Source organism: Pseudomonas sp. FSL R10-2964 (genome assembly GCF_009600035.1).
GTDB classification, from domain to species: domain Bacteria; phylum Pseudomonadota; class Gammaproteobacteria; order Pseudomonadales; family Pseudomonadaceae; genus Aquipseudomonas; species Aquipseudomonas bubulae.
The window spans coordinates 18,201-35,355 of the sequence record NZ_WIWH01000009.1 but is presented as its reverse complement, the minus strand read 5'-3'; the positions used below and the strand labels follow the sequence as shown (position 1 = coordinate 35,355).

General features: G+C 59.8%; 18 protein-coding genes. 10 read left to right on the top strand and 8 right to left on the bottom strand.

Annotated elements, in window-relative coordinates; all coding sequences use genetic code 11:
* Window positions 1-50 precede the first annotated feature (50 nt).
* Window positions 51-1,445, top strand: coding sequence for an aminoacyl-tRNA deacylase and HDOD domain-containing protein (locus GHN92_RS07020; protein ID WP_169916456.1), 1,395 nt, complete (start codon window positions 51-53; stop codon window positions 1,443-1,445).
* Window positions 1,446-1,578: 133 nt separating this feature from the next.
* Here the strand turns inward: GHN92_RS07020 and GHN92_RS07015 are convergent, their stop codons facing one another.
* From GHN92_RS07015 to GHN92_RS07000, 4 genes are all read right to left on the bottom strand, one after another.
* Complete coding sequence (locus GHN92_RS07015; RefSeq protein ID WP_094999708.1) at window positions 1,579-1,959, bottom strand: helicase; 381 nt, start codon at window positions 1,957-1,959, stop codon at window positions 1,579-1,581.
* A gap of 190 nt (window positions 1,960-2,149) precedes the next feature.
* Entirely contained in the window at window positions 2,150-2,425 is a 276-nt protein-coding gene (locus GHN92_RS07010; protein ID WP_016782719.1) for an HU family DNA-binding protein, read from the bottom strand.
* A gap of 189 nt (window positions 2,426-2,614) precedes the next feature.
* Window positions 2,615-3,763, bottom strand: a complete 1,149-nt coding sequence (locus GHN92_RS07005) for an NAD(P)/FAD-dependent oxidoreductase (RefSeq protein ID WP_094999707.1) — start codon at window positions 3,761-3,763, stop codon at window positions 2,615-2,617.
* A gap of 40 nt (window positions 3,764-3,803) precedes the next feature.
* On the bottom strand, window positions 3,804-3,971 hold the full coding sequence (locus GHN92_RS07000; RefSeq protein ID WP_003437744.1) for a rubredoxin: 168 nt from the start codon (window positions 3,969-3,971) through the stop codon (window positions 3,804-3,806).
* Window positions 3,972-4,174: 203 nt separating this feature from the next.
* On the opposite strand from GHN92_RS07000, the gene GHN92_RS06995 reads away from it, so the two are divergent.
* Window positions 4,175-4,738, top strand: coding sequence for a chorismate lyase (locus GHN92_RS06995; RefSeq protein WP_094999706.1), 564 nt, complete (start codon window positions 4,175-4,177; stop codon window positions 4,736-4,738).
* Window positions 4,738-5,628 (top strand): 4-hydroxybenzoate octaprenyltransferase, encoded by an 891-nt coding sequence (gene ubiA / locus GHN92_RS06990; protein WP_095017874.1) that lies wholly within the window; start codon window positions 4,738-4,740, stop codon window positions 5,626-5,628. The genes GHN92_RS06995 and ubiA overlap by 1 nt, the downstream gene beginning before the upstream one ends.
* Before the next feature lie 133 nt (window positions 5,629-5,761).
* Here the strand turns inward: ubiA and GHN92_RS06985 are convergent, their stop codons facing one another.
* Entirely contained in the window at window positions 5,762-8,143 is a 2,382-nt protein-coding gene (locus GHN92_RS06985) for a penicillin acylase family protein (RefSeq protein WP_153379763.1), read from the bottom strand.
* A gap of 40 nt (window positions 8,144-8,183) precedes the next feature.
* Window positions 8,184-8,768, bottom strand: coding sequence for a DUF6436 domain-containing protein (locus GHN92_RS06980; protein WP_153379761.1), 585 nt, complete (start codon window positions 8,766-8,768; stop codon window positions 8,184-8,186).
* Window positions 8,769-8,876: 108 nt separating this feature from the next.
* On the opposite strand from GHN92_RS06980, the gene GHN92_RS06975 reads away from it, so the two are divergent.
* Entirely contained in the window at window positions 8,877-9,818 is a 942-nt protein-coding gene (locus GHN92_RS06975) for an alpha/beta hydrolase (RefSeq protein ID WP_153379759.1), read from the top strand.
* Window positions 9,819-9,840: 22 nt separating this feature from the next.
* Here the strand turns inward: GHN92_RS06975 and GHN92_RS06970 are convergent, their stop codons facing one another.
* Window positions 9,841-10,593 carry a hypothetical protein gene (locus tag GHN92_RS06970; protein WP_094999700.1) on the bottom strand — a complete coding sequence of 251 codons (753 nt, stop codon included), beginning with the start codon at window positions 10,591-10,593 and terminating at the stop codon, window positions 9,841-9,843.
* Window positions 10,594-10,746: 153 nt separating this feature from the next.
* Here GHN92_RS06970 and GHN92_RS06965 point away from each other — a divergent pair, with 153 nt between their 5' ends.
* Genes GHN92_RS06965 through GHN92_RS06955 form a run of 3 tightly spaced genes read left to right on the top strand, consistent with a single transcriptional unit; the run spans window position 10,747 to window position 12,629 of the window.
* Window positions 10,747-11,382 carry a 2OG-Fe(II) oxygenase gene (locus GHN92_RS06965; protein ID WP_094999699.1) on the top strand — a complete coding sequence of 212 codons (636 nt, stop codon included), beginning with the start codon at window positions 10,747-10,749 and terminating at the stop codon, window positions 11,380-11,382.
* A complete protein-coding gene (locus GHN92_RS06960) occupies window positions 11,379-11,873 on the top strand; it encodes a DUF523 domain-containing protein (RefSeq protein ID WP_094999698.1) in 495 nt (164 codons plus the stop codon). Before GHN92_RS06965 ends, GHN92_RS06960 begins: the two co-directional genes overlap by 4 nt.
* A gap of 42 nt (window positions 11,874-11,915) precedes the next feature.
* Window positions 11,916-12,629, top strand: coding sequence for a carbonic anhydrase (locus tag GHN92_RS06955; RefSeq protein ID WP_094999697.1), 714 nt, complete (start codon window positions 11,916-11,918; stop codon window positions 12,627-12,629).
* A 116-nt stretch (window positions 12,630-12,745) separates the two neighbouring features.
* Here the strand turns inward: GHN92_RS06955 and GHN92_RS06950 are convergent, their stop codons facing one another.
* Entirely contained in the window at window positions 12,746-13,381 is a 636-nt protein-coding gene (locus GHN92_RS06950; protein ID WP_094999696.1) for a hypothetical protein, read from the bottom strand.
* Window positions 13,382-13,727: 346 nt separating this feature from the next.
* Here GHN92_RS06950 and coxB point away from each other — a divergent pair, with 346 nt between their 5' ends.
* The 3 genes from coxB (at window position 13,728) to GHN92_RS06935 (ending at window position 17,154) form a co-directional block, all read left to right on the top strand.
* The gene (coxB, locus tag GHN92_RS06945; RefSeq protein WP_153379757.1) at window positions 13,728-14,852 is read left to right on the top strand and encodes a cytochrome c oxidase subunit II; all 1,125 of its coding nucleotides are present in this window, start codon (window positions 13,728-13,730) and stop codon (window positions 14,850-14,852) included.
* Between the two features lie 82 nt (window positions 14,853-14,934).
* Window positions 14,935-16,524: a cytochrome c oxidase subunit I gene (ctaD, locus tag GHN92_RS06940; RefSeq protein WP_094999694.1), complete on the top strand. Its 1,590-nt coding sequence runs from the start codon at window positions 14,935-14,937 to the stop codon at window positions 16,522-16,524.
* A 57-nt stretch (window positions 16,525-16,581) separates the two neighbouring features.
* Window positions 16,582-17,154, top strand: coding sequence for a cytochrome c oxidase assembly protein (locus GHN92_RS06935; protein WP_178102608.1), 573 nt, complete (start codon window positions 16,582-16,584; stop codon window positions 17,152-17,154).
* Window position 17,155: the final 1 nt, after the last annotated feature.

Sequence of the window (17,155 nt, the reverse complement as noted above, 5' to 3'; positions counted from 1 at the left end):
GGCCGATCAAGAGCTAATCAAAATCAAGTTGTACAGAACGGATGCAGACCATGACTGAAGTTGCCAGTGCCCTTGTTGCTGCGAGCACGCCGTCCGTTATCGGGCGCTTGCTCGGTGACCTGGCTGTTGCCTATCGCAAAGTCCCGGATCACCCGGGGCTCGACCCTGCGCGCAAGGTGCACGCCGTACTGCTCGACGATTCGATCGGTCCCCTGCTGGTGCTGTTCACCCAGAATCATTTACTTGACCTGAACCGTCTGGCCGACTTGACCGGGCGGCGCATGACCGCCGTTGCGCCGGAGCGCCTGCAGGTCTTGCTGGACAAGCATGGCCTGAGCCAGCTGCCAGGCTTGCCGGCGCTGGTCAACTCGCCCTGCCTGTACGAAGAACACTTGCTGCAACAACCCTCGCTGCTAATCAGCACGGGTGAACCGGGCCTGTGGCTGGAGATTGCCCAGCAAGACTTCAAGCCCCTGCTCAAAAACGCCAGCGCCGGCCGTTTTGGCGAGCCTTTGGGCGCCATCACACCTGATCTCGGCGGGGACGATGGCGAGGCCATCACCCGGGCAGTGCAGGCCTTCACGGCGCGGCGCATCCAGCAGCGGCTGGAGGCCACCATCGAACTGCCACCGCTGTCCGAGAGCGTGCGCAGAATCATGCGGCTGCGCTCCGACCCTGACGTGACCATCGATGAAATCACCAGCGTGGTGGAAACTGACCCAGCGCTGGCGGCGCAGGTCATGAGCTGGGCCTCGTCATCGTTTTACGCCTCGCAGAGCAAGATTCGCTCGGTCGAAGACGCCATTGTGCGCGTGCTGGGGGTTGATCTGGTGATCAACCTGGCACTCAGCCTGTCGCTGGGCAAAACCCTGAGCCTGCCCAAGGACCATCCGCAATCGAGCACTCCTTACTGGCAGCAGTCGATCTACACCGCGGCGGTGATTGAAGGGCTGACCCGGGCCATGCCCCGGGAGCAGCGCCCCGAAGTCGGCATGACTTACCTGGGCGGGTTGCTGCACAATTTTGGTTACCTGCTGCTGGCCCATGTGTTTCCGCCGCATTTTTCGCTGATCTGCCGGCATCTTGAGGTAAACCCCCATGTCAGCCACAGCCTGATCGAGCAGCACCTGTTGGGTATCAGCCGTGAACAGATGGGCGCCTGGCTGATGCGCTTTTGGGGGATGCCGGATGAGCTGGCGATTGCCGTACGCTATCAACACGACCCGGCTTATGTGGGGGTGGATGCGCAGTATCCGAACCTGGTGTGTGTGGCGCTGGGCTTGCTGCGCAGCCGCGGAGTCGGTCACGGTGCGTGTGCGCCGTTGCCGGATGCGTTGTTCGAGCGTCTTGGCGTGCCACGAGAAAAGGCTGAGGCGGTGGTGGGCAAAGTATTGGAGGCTGAAGTGTTGCTGCGCGAGATGGCAGCGCAGTTCGGTCAGGCTTGAATAGCTAAAAGCACAAGCCCCTCACCCCAACCCTCTCCCGGAGGGAAAGGCGCTGATTGTCGGTGTTCTTGAAATCGCGCGCGGTCAGTTCCCTCTCCCTCTGGGAGAGGGCTAGGGTGAGGGGCTCTTGATCTTAAGCCTTGGCCTTTTTACGCGGCTTGAGGTACTTGGTCAGGCCCTGGAACCAGATCACCAGCGCCGGGTTGCCCTTGATCTGAATCGACTTGTCCTGAATCCCTGTCATGAACGCCAGCTGCTTGTTCTTCGCCTGCAGCGTAGCGAAGCCGTAGGCGGCATCTTTAAAGGCGATGGCAAACGCCGGCTCGGGGTACAGGCCGCCGTGGCTGGTGATGCGCTGGTCTTTGACCTTGAAATGACGGGCCACTTTGCCGTCGAGGGTTTGCAGCTGGAACACCAGATCCTTGTCCACCAATTGTTGCTGGAAAGCAGGATTGTTGCGGCTGGCTTTGCCCATCAAAAAGCCCAGCATCCAGAGCAGAAAACGAAATTTCATGTACGCGGCCTCGGGGAAATAAAAAATGGCCGGCGCAGTGTAACGATTTGAGCGAAGAACGCCATATTTCTGCAGAGTTAGGCGTAGATGGGCTAGGTTTTGCCACTTATGGCCGCACAATCGCCCCGTGGTTTCTCAAGAACGGGCCGCTGGCAAGGCCAGCTTGCCCATTCTTCATGTAGCCCGTGCCTTAAGGATTCACGCTGTCCTTGAGAAATTTGCCCGGTTTGAACGCCACCGTGTTGCTGGCCTTGATGGTGACCGGCTGGCCGGTTTGCGGGTTTTGCCCCGTACGGGCACCGCGGTGGCGCTGGATAAAGGTGCCAAAGCCGACCAGCGTAACGCTGTCCTTGCGATGCAGGGCCTGGGTGATTTCTTCCAGCACCGCATTGAGAACGCGGTTGGCTTGTTCTTTGGTTAGGTCAGCCTTTTCAGCGATAGCTGCGGCGAGATCGGGTTTACGCATGATGAAGCCTCATTGACGGTTTTTTGTTGTTATGTCCGTGCTGCTCTCTACGGAACAGCGCCCAAGGCGCCGCAGGCTCTAAACTGCGGCAGACCCGTGTGAGAATGGCACGCGACCAAGGTCGGCGCCAGCCTCTGCACAGGCTTTGTTGAGTCAAGGCAATGGCATATGCGACAGAATGAGCCGCTTTTACGCCAAAAGTGCAGGCAGCTCTTTGTTTAGCGCGAGTTTTTCTCGAACAGCCTCACCCGTCAGCGCATAACCGAGCAACTTGCCGTCTGCGTCGCGGCACAGCGCCTTGATATCGGCGCCCTGACCTTCCACGGTCCACACACCCTCGTAGCCACGCGGCACAGGTGACACCACCAGCGGGCAAACCGGGGTTTTCACCGTAATGGGCATGGCTCCGTAACTGACCGCGGTCGGGTTGCCTGCCAGGGTTTGCGCCAGCGCCCGGGCGCAACTCATCAACGGCATCACATACAGCAGGTTAAGGCCGTCGACCTCGGCACAATCGCCCAGCGCGTAGATATGGGAGTGAGAGGTTTTAAGCTGACGATCCACCTCAACCCCGCGATTGACCTTGATCCCCGCAGCGGCGGCCATATCAATGCGAGGGCGCAAACCGATGGCGGACACCACCACATCGCACGGAACGACACTGCCATCCGACAAATGCGCCTCGAGGCCGCTGTCGGTACGTTGCAGGCGGGTCAACACCGGGCCCAGATGAAAGCGTGCGCCCAGGCTTTCGAGGCCAGCCTGCACCGCCGCTGCAGCAGCGGGGTGTAAAAGGGTTGGCATCACTTGCTCGCAGGGCGCGACCAGATCGACCTCATAACCGCCTGCGATCAGATCGTTGGCAAATTCGCAGCCGATCAGCCCGGCGCCCAGGATCAGGACGCGGCGTTTACCTGCGGCAGCTGCGCGAAAACGCGCGTAGTCTTCCAGGTCATTGATCGGGAAGATCGCATCCTGGGCGTCGCCCTCCACCGGGACCTGCACCGTTTGCGCACCCCAGGCCAGCACCAGGTCACGATAGGGCACCGCCTCTTCACCGATCCACAATTGCTTGTGGCCCGGGTCGATACCGCTGATGCGGGTATGGATACGCACCTGGGCCTTGAGCTGCTCGGCCATCGCCTCGGGCGTGGCCATGCTCAGGCCGTCAGCCTCTTTGTTTTTGCCAAAGCCGGTAGACAGCATTGGCTTGGAGTAAGAGCGCCCGTCATCGGAGGTGATCAACAGCAGCGGGGTTTCGCTGTCCAGCTTGCGAAACTCACGGGCCAGGTTATAGCCGGCCAGCCCGGTGCCAACGATCACGACAGGTGCGTTCATGCCAATCTCCAGAAGTTGAATCAGGTTTTAAAAGGGTTGATCAGTTGATTTCAATCATCTCGAAATCCATTTTACCGACGCCACAATCCGGGCACAGCCAGTCTTCAGGTACGTCCTGCCACAGGGTACCGGGGGCGATGCCATCATCCGGCCAGCCGTCGGCTTCGTTATAAATCAGTCCACATACAATGCATTGCCACTTCTTCATCTGGGTATTTCCTAAAGGTTCAGGCTTGGACAAGGCCACGGACTTATCAACAGGCGCCGTGTTACTCGTCAAATTCAGGGCGTTTTGTACTGATGACCACCCGCAGATGCAAGCACCAATACGGGCAAAAGTCCCTTGGACGCTCATTCGAGGATCCGCGTGATAAGCTCGCCGACCTCAATGGCTGCCAATTATGACCCACCGTGCCGCACATAACTTCTCCGCTTATCCCCCCTGTCTGGCTTGAACAAGGCCAACTTCCTGCGCTGCCTGACACACAGACCCTGGACTGGCTATTTGACGAGGGCTCTCTGACTCGGCGTCTCACTGCAATTTCAGATAATGCCTTCAGCGTGCTTCCACTTTATGAAGGTTGGCAAGTACTGCGCCCGGATGAATGCGCTGCGCTGGACCTGCCTGAAGGCGTTCAGGGCTGGGTGCGCGAAGTGTATTTGCGTGGGCACGGTGAGCCTTGGGTGTTTGCACGCAGTGTCGCGGGTAAAAGCTCACTGCAAGAGGGTGGCCTGAACATGGACGAACTGGGCAACCGCTCGCTGGGGGAGTTGCTGTTCAGCGACCAGGCCTTTGAGCGCGGAGCCCTGCAGGTGTGCCACTACCCGCGTAACTGGTTGCCGCAGGCTGATCAGGTCGATCACCTGTGGGCACGCCGCTCGCGCTTTGTGCGTGGCAAACTGAGCGTGCTGGTGGCCGAAGTGTTTTTACCCAAACTGTGGGCCGCCCTCGGTGCCCGGTCGGAGAACAATTGATGTACACGCGCCTGCTCAAATCACTCAACCGTTTCAACCCCCGTGCCTGGGACTTTATCCAGCTGACCCGCATGGACAAGCCCATCGGCATCTACCTGCTGCTGTGGCCGACCTTGTGGGCATTGTGGGTGGCCGCCAAAGGCGTACCCTCGCTGGGTAACCTGCTGATTTTTGTCTTAGGCGTGGTATTGACCCGTGCTGCCGGCTGCGTAATCAACGACTTTGCCGACCGCAAGGTGGATGGTCATGTCAAACGAACAGAACAACGGCCTATGGCCAGTGGCAAAATCAGCAGCAAAGAAGCCCTGGTGTTCTTTGCGCTGTTGATGGGGGTCAGCTTCCTGCTGGTGCTGTGCACCAATGCTCCGACCATCTGGCTTTCATTTGGCGCGCTGGCACTGGCGGCCACTTACCCGTTCATGAAGCGCTACACCTACTACCCGCAAGTGGTGCTGGGCGCAGCGTTCTCGTGGGGCATACCGATGGCCTTTACGGCCGAGACCGGCAGCCTGCCGGCTGCGGCCTGGCTGCTGTACATCGCCAACCTGCTGTGGACAGTGGCCTACGACACCTACTACGCCATGACCGACCGCGAAGATGATCTCAAGATCGGGGTTAAATCCACCGCCATCCTGTTTGGCGATGCCGACCGCGTGATCATCCTCAGCCTGCAGGGTCTGGCCCTGGGTTGCCTGCTGCTGGCAGGGTCGCACTTTGAGCTGGGCGGCTGGTTCCACCTTGGCCTGCTGGCGGCGGCGGGCTGTTTTGTGTGGGAATTCTGGTACACCCGCGACCGTGATCCGCAGCGCTGCTTCAAGGCCTTCCTGCACAACCACTGGGCAGGGTTGGCGATTTTTGTGGGGATCGTGCTCAATTATGCGGTGGCTTGAGCCCCTGCCCCGCGAGTTTTTTCAACGCTGACCCAACCCCTGTGGGAGCGGGCTTGCTCGCGATGCGGACAGCGCGGTGGCGCTGCAAGACCGCGACGATCCAGTCGCGAGCAAGCCCGCTCCCACATCGGCCTTACCCCGCTGGCACCAGCCGCAAGGTGCTGCGGGTATTGAGCTGGATTTCGTTTTCGTCCATATGCGGTTTGTCGTAATCACCCTCGATGTAGGACTCGGCCTGGTCGCGGTAGTGCTTGTCGAACGGCACGCCACTTTGCCCGACCGGGTTGATGGTCAGCCCGTGGGACGGCTCGGCAAAGTCGATCAGGCGCCGGGTAGACGGGCCGTAGCTCACTGGCCACGGGGCATTGCCCAGTTTGGCGCTGAGGTTGTTGGGCACTTCGTGGCCGCCGGGGGCGGCGAAGGGGCCGACGTTGAGCAGCCAGTCCAGGGGCTTTTGCCGCCCCAGCGGGTGTTCATGGGTCAGGGTGTGGGCCACGCCCCAGCGCCATTGCCCGGGGTCGTCACCCAGGGTGGCCTTCAAATGGGCGATGCTGGCCTGCCACGCCACCTTGACCGTATCGGCGCGGGTTTCTGTGCGCGCGGTGCTGCGGTTGTCCCACCACAGTGAATCCGGGCTGGCCGCAAGGCGCGGCAAGGCAGCATCGATCACACGCGTAGTCAGCATGGCATCAAAAAAACTGTCGCCCAGTTTGTCGCGCATGGTGGCCTCTGTGAGGCTGTACAAAAACTGGTTGAACAAGGTCGCCGCAGTTGAGTCCAGCGGATAATCGCCCTTCCACTGTGCCAGTTGCTCCACCAGTTTGCGTTCGCCCGGGTCCGTGACCACTTCGCGCAGCACCGGCAACAGGGGCTTGAGCACACGCTGCGCGTAGCCCGTGGCAGTCCCCAACTGCAAGGCCTGGCTGTTTTTCAGGTTCCACCTCACGCTGGCATCGCTGAGCTGACGATCAAGCTGCTGGCCGCGATCGGCCAGGTTGTAATAACCGGGGATCTCGATGCCGACAGGCGACAATGGCTGGAAGTTGGCTGACACGATATAACCCCGCGCCGGATTTTCTTCCTGGGGGTTGGCGCTGAACGGGTAAAAACCGTCTTTGTCGGCCTGTGCTGTGCCGCCGTCGAGGATAAACGCCGGATTGACTCCGGCCGGGCGCTTGGGCAGTTGCGCCGCTGCCCACCAGCCGATATCACCTTTGGCGTTTGCCCACACCAGATTCAGACCGGGCGCCTGAATATAGGTCGCAGCGGTACGCGCCTTGCTCAGGCTGTCAGCACGGTTGAGCTGGTAGAAGCCTTCGAGGATCGGGTTCTTGCTCTCCAGGAAGCCCCACCACATGGCAATCGGCGTGTTGCCCGCGGTAGCGCCCAACACGTCATTGATAATCGGCCCGTGGGGCGACTGGCGCAGAGTGAGGGTCACCGGCGCCTCGCCCTTGACGGCAATCTGCTGTTCGCTGCGGGTCATGTCGACCCATTGGCCGTGATACCAGACCTGATTGGGGTTATCGGGGTTGGTCTTCTCGGCGATCAGGTCCAGATCGTCGTTCTGGAACATGGTCAGGCTCCAGCCAAAATCGGGGTTGTTGCCCAGAAAAGCGAACGGCACCAGCGCCTGATGGTAGCCATACAGGTCGAAATCCGGTGCCGACAGCTGCGCTTCGTACCACACAGACGGTGCCGCAAAACGGATATGCGGGTCACCCGCCAGCAGTGGCTTGCCACTTTGTGTGCGTTTGCCTGACACCACCCAGGCGTTGCTGCCTTCAAACTGCGGCAAGCCCGCCTGGCTCAGGGCCTGATCGCTCAGTTGGGCCAGCGCCCCCAGGGTTTCCCAGTCGCTGGCCGCCAGTGCAGGAGACAATACGCCCTGGGGCTGCCAGTCGAGGTCGAAGATTTTCAGGTAATCGCTGCCCAGTTGGTCACGTATATAGGTCAGCAGCGGTTCGGTACGAAAGCCGGCGGCAAAGCTGTAAGCCATGTAGCCGGCGACACTGATGGTATCTTCGCCGGTAAAGGGCCGGGGGGCGATGCCCAGCAGGTCGAACTCCACGGGTTTGGGGTTGTTGGCCTGGTATTGATTGATCCCGTCCAGGTACGCCTGCAAGGCCAGAAATGACGGGGACTGGTGATCCAGCTCAGTCAAGTAACTCGCAGCCCGCTCACGGATGCGCAGGCTGCGAAACAGCTTGTCGGTATCGACCAGCTTGGGGCCCAGCACCTCGGCCAGTTCGCCCCGGGCGAGGCGGCGCATGATCTCCATCTGAAACAGCCGGTCTTGTGCCTGAACGTAGCCCAGGGCCCGGTACATATCCGCCTGGTTGCCTGCACGAATATGCGGCACACCGCGCTCGTCATAACGCACCGTGACCGGCCCCTGCAACGCTGCAAGCGCCACCTGCCCCTGGCGTACGGGCAGTTTGCTCTGCACGTACCAGGCCCCGCCGCCTGCAAGGACGACAATGGCAACGGCGATAACGGTCAGGCTGCGATTCATGAAGCAACTCCTTGTTCTGGTCGTACGCGCCGGGGCGATATCAGTGGGCGGCGCTTTTATCTTGCCAGGAGCAGTAACAGCCCACCGCCATGGTATGGGTGGCCTTGACCGGGCGACCTTCGCTCAGGGCTTGCAGGATGGGTTCTATGAAACTGTTGCTGGCGTTGCAGGTGGCCCCTTCGCTGTAGGGGCCAAAGTAGGCCAGTTGGCCACTGCGGTCCCAGATGGCCACGGCCGGGCTGGCACTCACATGCTCGGCGCCGGGCAGGCTGGCCAGCGCCTTGATCGCGCCCAGGGTGGCGGGTAATTGACCGTGAGTGCCGGGCTTTTGCAGTGAGTAGAATTCGACGCCTTGGGGCGCATAATGAGCCAGCAGCTCGCTGAGGTGCTGCTGGTTGCCGACGTTGCAGGGGCACGCCGGGTCCGAGAAGTGCACCACGCGAATGGCACCCGGACCCGACAGTTCGGCGGGCAGGCTCAGTACATCCCCGGAGAACAAAGCGGCCTGATCACTGAAGGCACGGATATAGCGGCCCTGGAACCAGTCGTAGGCCGTCCACAACCCCACCGCGCAGATCAGCGTCAGCAGGCAGGCCAACAGGGTTTTGAACGGGGGCACCGGCATTGGAAAGCTCCTTGAAGGCCGCGTAGCTTGCCATGCTTGACCTGACAGATGAATATTGAAGGTCTATAAAGCCTGTTTTGCGCGCCTGCGCCCTGTCTGGAAGCCTCTATGCCTGCCCTGTTTTCTCCCGATTCCTTGCGCGCCAGCCTGCAGCCGCTGGCGGCGGGCCAGCCGTTATCGAGTGAAGCCCTGGCGTATCAGCGTTATTACGGTCTGGATTTTCCCCATCGTCAGGCGCCAGTCAAACGTCAGTTGGGGCGCTTCACTGCGGGGGGTTACGAGATCGTCAGTCAGGTGTGGTGGCCAGCCTCGTCACCCGTGGCGACCTTGTTTGTGATTCACGGGTTTTACGATCATATGGGGCTTTATCGGCATGTGATCGAATGGGGGCTGGACCACGGATTTGTAGTGATCGCCTGTGATCTGCCGGGGCACGGGCTGTCCAGTGGCGAGCGGGCCAGTATCGACGATTTCGCGCGGTACCAGGCGGTGCTGCAAGGCCTGTTTATCGAAGCGCAATCATTGCAGTTGCCGCAGCCCTGGCATCTGTGCGGGCAAAGCACGGGGGGAGCGATTGTGCTCGATCACCTGTTGCACTACGGCGCGCAAAGCCCGGCACAGGGCCAGGCGATACTGCTTTCGCCCCTGGTGCGACCCAAGGACTGGGGCTGGTCAAAATTCAGCTATTACCTGCTGCGCCCATTCGTCAAAGGCATTGCCCGGCGTTTTAGCGAAAACTCCAACGACCCGGCTTTTTTGCCGTTTCTGCAAGCCGACCCTCTGCAACCGGTGCGTTTGCCGACAGCCTGGGTGGGTGCGCTGGCGCGCTGGATCCCGCGAATTGAAGGCGCGGCACCGAGTGCGCGGCAGCCGCTGGTGATTCAGGGCCAGGACGATAAAACGGTGGATTGGCAGCATAACCTTGAGGTGCTCAAGGCCAAGTTCAATCAGCCGCAGACACTGCTGTTGCCTGAAGCTCGACACCATCTGGCGAATGAAACGCCCGAGATACGTGCGCGATATTTCGCTTTTCTGGACAAGTATTTCTGAGACCCTGAAGGGCGCTGTAAACCTATGGATTCAGGTTGGCAGTGCTTTGCCCCACTGCCAGCCCGGCGCGAACCGCTGCCAGGGCTGCTTGATAATAGGTCTTGCCTTCAGGCGATTGCGCAAAGGTAACGAACTCTTCCAGCTCCGGGTCAGACAGATCGCGATACACGTAGAGCAAGGTGTTATCCAGCTCGCCGCCGATCTGATCCATCAACCGCTGGCGCTGCCCGTTCAACATGCTCTGCGCTTGCCCGCCACCCAATAGCCCCGGGATCATCGAACTCAAGCTGTCCGCGGCAACACCGGCAATCGCCAGGCTGACTTCGGCCCCGGCTTCACGGGCAGGCAGTGCGCGAGACAAATGATTGATCAGCAACTGGCGGGTAGCGTCGGCGTCCATGCGCGGCAGGCCCTGCGCATGCATGGCCAATTGATCGCGGCGCGTGGCCAACAGCTCGGCGGCGACAATTTTGCCGCCCAATGGCGAGCGGAAAAACACCAGCGCCGGCTTCGGATCAGGCAAGTTGCTACGCATCTGTTCCTTGGCCCGCTTATCCATCGCCGCAGGTGCAAAACGCTGGCTACTGTTGTTGACCAACGCCTGGTAGACCGCTGGCGGCAAATTGTTGCGATAACGCTCCTGAGCAGCGCCCAGCGCATCATTGAAGTGCTCACGTTGTTGCGGCCAGCCGGCGACCGTAAACAGATCATCAAGGTTGTCTGCCCATGCGGGTAACGTACAAAACATCATTAACAGTAAAAACAAGCGGCGCATGAGGGGCTCCTGTCTGCAGGGCGCTATTGTCCGGGTGTGGCGTAGGACTTGTCGAGAATTCGTCTCGCTCATATGGGCATTAAAGCGTGCAGGTGATTTATTTCGACATTGCCAGCCAGACGGAGCTGTCAGATTTTGAGGCGGCTCGATACTATGCGCGCCATGCAAATACCCTCTGATCACCCGCTGTTGCTACGCATCGTCGACGACCTGTATACGCAGGGATGGTCACAGCAAAATATTTTCCTGCCCGAGGCTCTGACCCTCGAACTGGCGGCTGAGTGCCATAAACGTTCAGCTGAAGGCGAACTGACCCCGGCAGCGGTCGGCCGCGGTGTGACTCAGGAGGTACGCGAGGGAATACGCGGTGACCATATCCAATGGCTGGAGCCGGGAGAGGCGCTGGCTTGCGACAGTTACCTGGGGTTAATGGAAAGCCTGCGAATCGCCATGAATCGCAGGCTTTTTTTGGGCCTGGAGGACTTTGAAAGCCACTTTGCGCTCTACCCGCCCGGTGCGTTTTACCTCAAGCATCTGGACCGCTTTCGGGATGATGACCGGCGCATGGTTTCGGCCGTGGTCTATCTCAACCAGGGCTGGCTGCCCGAGCATGGTGGGCATTTGCGCATGTACCTGGACGGCGATATCGACTATGACGTGTTGCCGACCGGCGGGTGTCTGGTGGTCTTTCTCTCGGGCGAAATCCCCCATGAAGTCATGCCTGCGACCCGTGACCGTCTGTCGTTGACCGGTTGGTTTCGCCGCCGTGCCACCGAGGTGTTTGTATGAGCCCCAAAGTACTGGTCAGTCGCTGCCTGCTGGGGCATCGCGTACGCTACGACGGCGGCGCCAGCGGCCCCTATGCACTACTGGCGCAATGGCAGGCCGAAGGCCGGGTGATTGCCTTGTGCCCGGAAGTGGCGGGCGGCTTGCCCACGCCACGCGCTGCAGCAGAGATCCCCGGCGGCCAAGGGGTCGAGGTGCTCGCGGGCAAGGCTGCAGTCATTACCACTGAAGGCGAAGACGTAACCGAGGCGTTTGTGTCCGGCGCGCGTCAGGCACTGGCGCTGGTTGAGCGCCACGGCATCCGCATTGCCATTCTCAAGGCCAATAGCCCGTCCTGCGGCAATCGACTGACCTATGACGGCAGCTTTAGGGGTGTCAAAGTCGAGGGGCAGGGCGTGACTGCAGCCTTGCTGACCCGTGCAGGGGTGCAGGTTTTCAGTGAGCTGGAGCTCGAAGAAGCGGCCAAAGCACTGGGTGTTTTGACGCAGAAATGAGTTCAGGTAATATCCGCCATCACATTGCCCAGGGATACAACGATGACTGACAAGCCTAAATCGCAGCCCTCGGCCGCAGCTGAAAGTGCCGATTCAGCACTGCACCATATCGTTGATGGTTTTTTGCACTTTCATCACGAAATCTTCCCTGAACAAGAAGCCTTTTTCAAAAAGCTGGCCACGGCGCAAAACCCCCGTGCGATGTTTATTGCCTGTGCCGATTCGCGCATCGTGCCGGAGCTGATCACCCAGAGCGCACCGGGCGATCTGTTCGTGACCCGTAACGTCGGCAACGTTGTACCGCCTTACGGTCAGATGAACGGTGGTGTTTCCACGGCGATCGAGTACGCGGTACTGGCACTGGGCGTGCAGCACATCATCATTTGCGGGCATTCCGATTGTGGCGCGATGCGCGCCGTGCTCAACCCCGCCAGCCTGAAAAAAATGCCGACGGTAAAGGCCTGGTTGCACCACGTGGAAGTGGCCAAGACCATGGTGCAGGACAACTGCAACTGCGCCAATGAATCTGAAAGCATGCACGTGCTGACCGAAGAAAACGTGATTGCCCAGCTGCAGCACTTGCGCACGCACCCGTCGGTAGCGTCGCGTATGGCCAATGGGCATCTGTTTATCCATGGCTGGGTCTACGACATCGAAACCAGCGCAATCAAGGCCTACGACGCCGACAAGGGCGAATTCCTGCCACTGGACGGCACCAGCCCGATCCCGAGCGCGACGCCCAAAGCGCGGTTTTAAACGCGCATGAGCGGTGGGAGCGGGCTTGCTCGCGATTGCATCAGCGCGGTATGTCAGTTAAACCGCAGCGTCTGCATCGCAGGCAAGCCAGCTCCCACAAAAAGCCTGCAAAAATCTTACAACGCCAGGCCAACGCCCAATTGCTTGGACAGGCACGGCCAGCGCTTCCAGGCTGCGCCCGTTTCAGGGCTGGTCAGGCGCTCGCGATAGGCTTCGACCGACTCCAGGGCAAAGCTCTCTTCGTTGAGCATCAGGTCAACCGCATGATGCACGGCGGCATCCAGCTGGTTGGCAAAGTCTTCGCCAATCAACTGGTGGGCAATCAGGTTGGCCACGGTCATGTCCAGCGGAATCAACGGCTGCTGGAAGTGCTTGATATAGAGGTCGTTGACCTCTTCGACCAGGCGGTGCGCCAGGTACGCTTCGTCCAGCAAACCCTCCAGCCCTTCGTGGCCAACGAGCAGCGGCAATGGCTGGGCAAAGAATTGCTCGGCGATTTTCAGGATCGGCTTGATCTGCGACTCGATACCGGCCTCGCGAGCGACTTCATTGGCCGCATCGAGCAAGTCGGGCACCTGGTCGATATAGGCGCTGACGAAACGCGTCATCACCACATTACGGTCGACTTCAGGCAATTGGATGGCGGTGTGAAGGTGTGGCAATTGAGCGGCCAGATGCTTGGCGAGCAGACCCGTTTCAGCCTCATGGTCTTGGGCACGCGAGATCTGCACGCGGATGGCGGCGGTGTTCATGGGAACTCCAGGGGGGTGCTAGACAGGGGGGTACTTTTAAAAAAGTAGCCCTCTCAGGTCAAGGAGAGAGGTTTTTCAGGGGGAGTATTGTCATTCATTTTGTGACCGGGCAGTGAGTGCCATTTGTCGATGGCCCCTTATTTCATTGTTTTGGCCCCTCATATTGCGGGGCCGGGCCCTGTGTCTATACTCGTTTTTGTAACCGTTATTCGATGACGCCCGACTGCTTGAGCAGACGAGGCTCGGCGGTAAGGAACAGCTGGTTGGAACACCGCCCCCTTGTAGCGCTGCCCGTGTACAGATGCAGACCGGCGCAATAACAAGAAAAATAAAGGGGAACACCGCGATGCGACATCCACAGTTATGGATGGGCCTGCTGTTGTGGTCAGTGTTCAGCCAGGCACAAGCGGCCTGGACCGTGAATATGACGCCAGGTGCAACCGAAGTCAGTCATGCGGTCTTCGACCTGCACATGACCATCTTCTGGATCTGTGTGGTGATCGGCATCATCGTCTTCGGGGCCATGTTCTGGTCGATGATCGTTCACCGTCGCTCCACCGGCCAGCAACCGGCCAGGTTTCATGAGAGCACCAAAGTCGAAATCCTGTGGACAGTCATCCCCCTGCTGATCCTGATCGCCATGGCGGTGCCAGCGACCCGCACCCTGATCCATATCTATGACAGCAGTGAATCGGATGTGGATATCCAGGTCACTGGCTATCAGTGGAAATGGCATTACAAATACCTGGGCCAGGACGTCGAGTTTTTCAGCAACCTGGCCACCCCCGCCGACCAGATCCACAACCAGTCCCCCAAGGGCGAGCATTACCTGCTCGAGGTCGATGAACCGCTGGTTTTGCCCATAGGCGCCAAGGTGCGGTTTTTGGTGACCTCGGCCGATGTCATCCATTCCTGGTGGGTGCCGGCCTTTGCAGTCAAACGTGACGCCATTCCGGGGTTTATCAACGAGGCCTGGACCCGCGTCGAGAAGCCTGGCCTTTACCGCGGCCAGTGCGCCGAACTGTGTGGCAAGGACCACGGCTTTATGCCGATTGTGGTTGATGTCAAAACCAGGGCCGATTACGACGCCTGGTTGACCGAACGCAAGGCCCAGGCCGCGCAACTCAAGGAGTTGACCAGTAAAGAGTGGACCCTCGACGAGTTGGTGGCGCGTGGCGACAAGGTCTATCACACCGCCTGCGTGGCCTGTCACCAGGCTCAGGGCCAGGGCCTGCCGCCGATGTTCCCGGCACTCAAGGGTTCACCTGTTGCCACCGGCCCTGCCGCCGACCACCTGCACCGCGTGTTCTTCGGCAAACCGGGGACCGCCATGGCCGCTTTCGGCAAGCAACTGTCGGAAGTCGACATCGCTGCGGTGGTGACTTACGAGCGCAACGCCTGGGGCAACAACAAGGGCGACATGGTGACACCAAAAGACGTGCTGGCGCTCAAGCAGGAACAAGGCAAATGAGCCGCCCGGGGATGTGTGCACGTAACGGTCGGGGGCAATCTGCCACTGGCTTCTTGGTCCAGCTGTTTGCAGGAGTCAGGACATGAGTGCTGTTATCGATGACCACGGCCATGCAGACGGTCAGGCCCATGGCCCGGCCAAAGGCCTGATGCGCTGGGTGCTGACCACCAACCACAAGGACATCGGCACCTTGTACCTGTGGTTCAGCTTCTGCATGTTTCTGCTTGGCGGCTCGTTTGCCATGGTGATTCGCGCCGAGCTGTTCCAGCCCGGCCTGCAGATCGTGGCCCCGGCCTTTTTCAACCAGATGACCACCATGCACGGTCTGATCATGGTCTTCGGCGCAGTGATGCCAGCGTTTGTCGGCCTGGCCAACTGGATGATCCCGCTGATGATCGGCGCACCGGACATGGCCTTGCCACGGATGAACAACTTCAGCTTCTGGCTGTTGCCCGCCGCATTTTTACTGCTGATTTCGACGCTATTCACCGCCGGGGGTGGGCCCAACTTCGGCTGGACGTTCTACGCGCCGCTGTCCACGACCTACGCACCCGAAAGCGTGACCTTTTTCATTTTTGCAATCCATTTGATGGGCATCAGCTCGATCATGGGCGCGATAAACGTGATCGCCACCATCCTCAACCTGCGCGCCCCCGGCATGACCCTGATGAAAATGCCCCTGTTTGTCTGGACCTGGTTAATCACCGCCTTTCTGCTGATTGCGGTAATGCCGGTGCTCGCGGGCGTGGTGACGATGATGCTGATGGATATCCACTTCGGCACCAGCTTTTTCAGCGCCGCAGGTGGCGGTGACCCTGTGCTGTTCCAGCATGTGTTCTGGTTTTTCGGCCATCCCGAGGTGTACATCATGATCCTGCCGGCCTTCGGTGCCGTCAGCGCGATCATTCCAACCTTCTCGCGCAAGCCGCTGTTTGGCTACACCTCGATGGTCTACGCCACGGCCAGCATCGCCTTCCTGTCGTTTATCGTATGGGCGCACCATATGTTTGTGGTGGGCATTCCGCTGGTGGGCGAGCTGTTCTTCATGTACGCCACGCTGCTGATCGCGGTGCCCACCGGGGTCAAGGTGTTCAACTGGGCCAGCACCATGTGGCAAGGCTCACTGACCTTTGAAACGCCGATGCTGTTTGCCGTGGCCTTTGTGATTCTGTTCACCATCGGCGGGTTTTCCGGGTTGATGCTGGCCATTGCCCCGGCGGACTTTCAGTACCACGACACCTATTTTGTGGTGGCGCATTTCCACTATGTGCTGGTGCCGGGGGCAATCTTTGGCATCTTCGCTTCGACCTACTACTGGCTGCCGAAATGGACCGGCCACATGTACGACGAAACCCTGGGCAAGCTGCACTTCTGGCTGTCCTTTGTGGGCATGAACCTGACGTTCTTCCCGATGCACTTTGTCGGACTGGCGGGTATGCCGCGGCGGATTCCGGACTACAACCTGCAATTTGCCGATTTCAACATGGTGTCGTCGATTGGTGGGTTCATGTTTGGAGCGACGCAGTTTTTGTTCCTGTTTATTGTCATCAAATGCATCCGCGGTGGGCCGCCAGCACCGGCCAAGCCGTGGGACGGCGCCGAAGGTCTGGAATGGAGCGTGCCTTCGCCCGCGCCGTACCACACCTTTACCACGCCGCCGGAAATCAAGTGAAAGGTCAAAGTCCCCTCTCCCTTTGGGAGAGGGGCTTTTGCTCCAAGGAGATCAAGCGTGAACAACTCAACCCCCATCAAACGCCTGGTCCTGCGCCTGTCGCTGCTGGTGGTGGTGATGTTTGCCTTTGGCTTTGCCCTGGTGCCGATTTACGACGTGATGTGCAAGGCCTTCGGCATCAATGGCAAGACCGCCGGGCAGTACGAAGGGGAGCAAGTGGTCGACCCGAGCCGTCAGGTACGGGTGCAATTCCTGTCTACCAATGCCATCGACATGGTGTGGGAGTTCTACCCCAAGGGCGATCAACTGGTGGTCAATCCGGGCGCGGTCAACGAGATGGTCTTTGTTGCCTACAACCCTACCGGTCAACCGATGTCGGCGCAGGCAGTGCCGAGCATTTCGCCCGCCGAAGCGGCCCGGTACTTCCACAAGACCGAGTGCTTTTGCTTTACCCAACAGGTGCTGCAACCGGGTGAGCGGATCGAAATGCCCATGCGCTTTTTCGTCGATCAGGCCATGCCCAAGGATGTGAAACACCTGACGCTGGCTTACACGCTGTTCGATATCACCGCTCGCCATCCGCCCGTCGCCGCCATCGCCGGCAAGGCCGCTGACCAGCCTTCCCGATAAG